Below are 2,327 nucleotides of genomic sequence, written 5' to 3' on the forward strand. Positions count from 1 at the left end.
AGAAACGGCAGGCGAAGAAGCCAAGAAAATAGCGGAGAAAGCCAATAACTACGCGTATGAAGCAAAAGATGAAGCCGGAAAAGCCAAGGAAATAGCCAATAGTGCAAAATATGCAGCAGGAGAGGCGCAAAAGGCAGCTGAAACAGCGGGTAAAAAAGCCGCGTCTTTAGAAGCAGCCGCAGAAGAAGCACAAAAAATAGCTAAAGAAGCCAAACAGACAGCAGGTTATGCTAACCATGATGCGGAGCAAGCGCGTAGTGAGGTGGAAAAAGTAAAAAGCACAGCGAATGAAGCGTGGAGTAAAGCTTACGACGCGAATGAAGCAGCCAATAACGCTAAGACTATAGCAAGATTAGCAGAAATGGCAGGTGAAGAAGCCAAGAAAATAGCAGAGAAAGCCGATGACCGAGCGTATGAAGCCAAGAATGAAGTAGAAAAAGCCAAGGAAATAGCGAGTAATGCAAAATATATAGCAGAACAAGCGCAGAGGGCAGCCGAAACAGCGGGTAAAAAAGCAGCGTCTTTGGAAGAAGAAGCGGAAGAGGCACAAAAAATAGCCAAGGAAGCCAAAGAGTCTGCTGGCTATGCAAGACATGACGCGACGCAAGCACGCAATCAGGCAGAAGATGCAGAGAAAATAGCCTCGTCTGCGAGGAGTAGGGTTATCGATATCAATCAAGTGGTTGAGAATTTTAAAGCCCCCGTAAGTTTAGCGCGGATGTACTCAGAAGAAGCCAAGAAAAAAGCCGAGTCGGCAGATTCACAAGCCTATCAAGCCAAGAGCGAAGCCGAAAAAGCCAAGGAAGTAGCTGATAGAGCGAAAAGGACAGCAGAAGAAGCCAAAACAACCGCCGATACAATGAAGAAAGAGCTTAGTGGTATCAAGAGTTCTCTGGAAACAGCGACAACAGCTCATACAGTAGCCACACAAGCAAAAAATCTCGCAGAAAAGATAAACACTTTTCTAAAACAGTCTCATTTAACGGTTTTATCAATTTCCACCCCTTTTCTTGTTGCGACAGGCAAAGCGCAATTAACCGTGAAAAAAGGAACCTATCTAACTTTGCCACGAACTCATGATATTTTGGTTGTAAGTTATACGGTAGATGCCAGAATAAGCATGCCGTCTCTTTCTGCGGGCAAGGATTATTATCTTTATTTGGTACCGGAGGGAGATTCTCATAAAATTGTTGTATCAGAAAACTCTACGTATCCAAACGGTTACAGCGTCAATAATTCGCGCAAGATAGGAGGGTTTCATACGCTTTGTGCGGATGTTGGTACGATTTCTGGTCACCCCTTGTCTGGTTATAGGGCAGGGGATATTTTACCCAATTCAGTTTGGTGTTTAAATCACCGCCCTTATAGTTCACCAGAGGGAATGGTCTACGACCCCTCTACAGATCTTTGGGTTGATATTTATCTTCAATCAGGGACGGGTGAAAATACGAAATCAATGTATCGTACCAATATAACAACAAACCGTAATTATACCGAACATGTAACAGATATGGCGCGTGTTAAAAAATCTTTACTGAGTGATGAAGCGTTTGCTTCTGCTATGTATGGAAGCAATGAAAAGACACATATTGTTGGCAAGAAAGAACCAACCTCTAAGGTTTCAGGTGGATATAAGGATACGGCGAATCGTCGAATGATCTCGCATATCGGTTGTGAGGATGGTTGCGGTTATGTTTGGCAATTTTTATCGGGCACGTTTCCTATACCCATAAGCCATACGCAAAATACGTTTGAAATGAGAGCATTGTTAGGGGGTGGTAGCTGGAGTAATACAACGGATAATGGGCGTTTTACTCGAGCCACCATGATCGTCAATGGTGGAAATGAACAAGTTGCGGCGCGTGGATGTAGCCATACGCGTCATTTTGTTTAGGAGGGAGAGATGATAGAATATCCAGAACATTTAAATAGCAAAGAAGATTATCTGAACATGCTTTCTTTTGACAAAGTTGAAACAGTAAGAAGGCTAGGGAATCTTTTAACAACACGTTTTTATTGGGTTTTTGTTAAAGAGCTTGGAGAGGGAGAAGAGGGGATTGAAGATGACACGCATAAGGTTTGTCTAACAACAACCATGCCGTTTGATTTAAATGGTGATTTTGTAGAAAAGCGTTGTCAGTATGAATTACAGGAAAGCGACTATGCGCCGCTCTTTCAACTTGGCTTTCGTGTTGAAGAAGTCGAGCAGCTGATCAAAGAGCATAGCCAATAGAGATCATAAGAAAACATTTTTATCCAGCCCCACTTTTGTGGGGCTTTTTTTATGGAGCGTCAGATGAGAAAGATATCGAAAGAAGGATTAGAGC

The 2,327-nt window shown here is 43.0% G+C and carries 2 protein-coding genes; both read left to right on the forward strand.

What is annotated here, in order from left to right:
• A partial coding sequence (locus ACFIMP_RS09505) for a phage major tropism determinant (protein WP_524535894.1) occupies positions 1–1,894 on the forward strand: 1,894 nt, incomplete at its 5' end.
• 9 nt (positions 1,895–1,903) lie between these two features.
• Positions 1,904–2,233 (forward strand): hypothetical protein, encoded by a 330-nt coding sequence (locus ACFIMP_RS09510; RefSeq protein WP_375686324.1) that lies wholly within the window; start codon positions 1,904–1,906, stop codon positions 2,231–2,233.
• Positions 2,234–2,327: the final 94 nt, after the last annotated feature.

It is taken from the genome of Bartonella sp. AP65SXKL, assembly GCF_042195725.1.
Lineage (GTDB): Bacteria > Pseudomonadota > Alphaproteobacteria > Rhizobiales > Rhizobiaceae > Bartonella.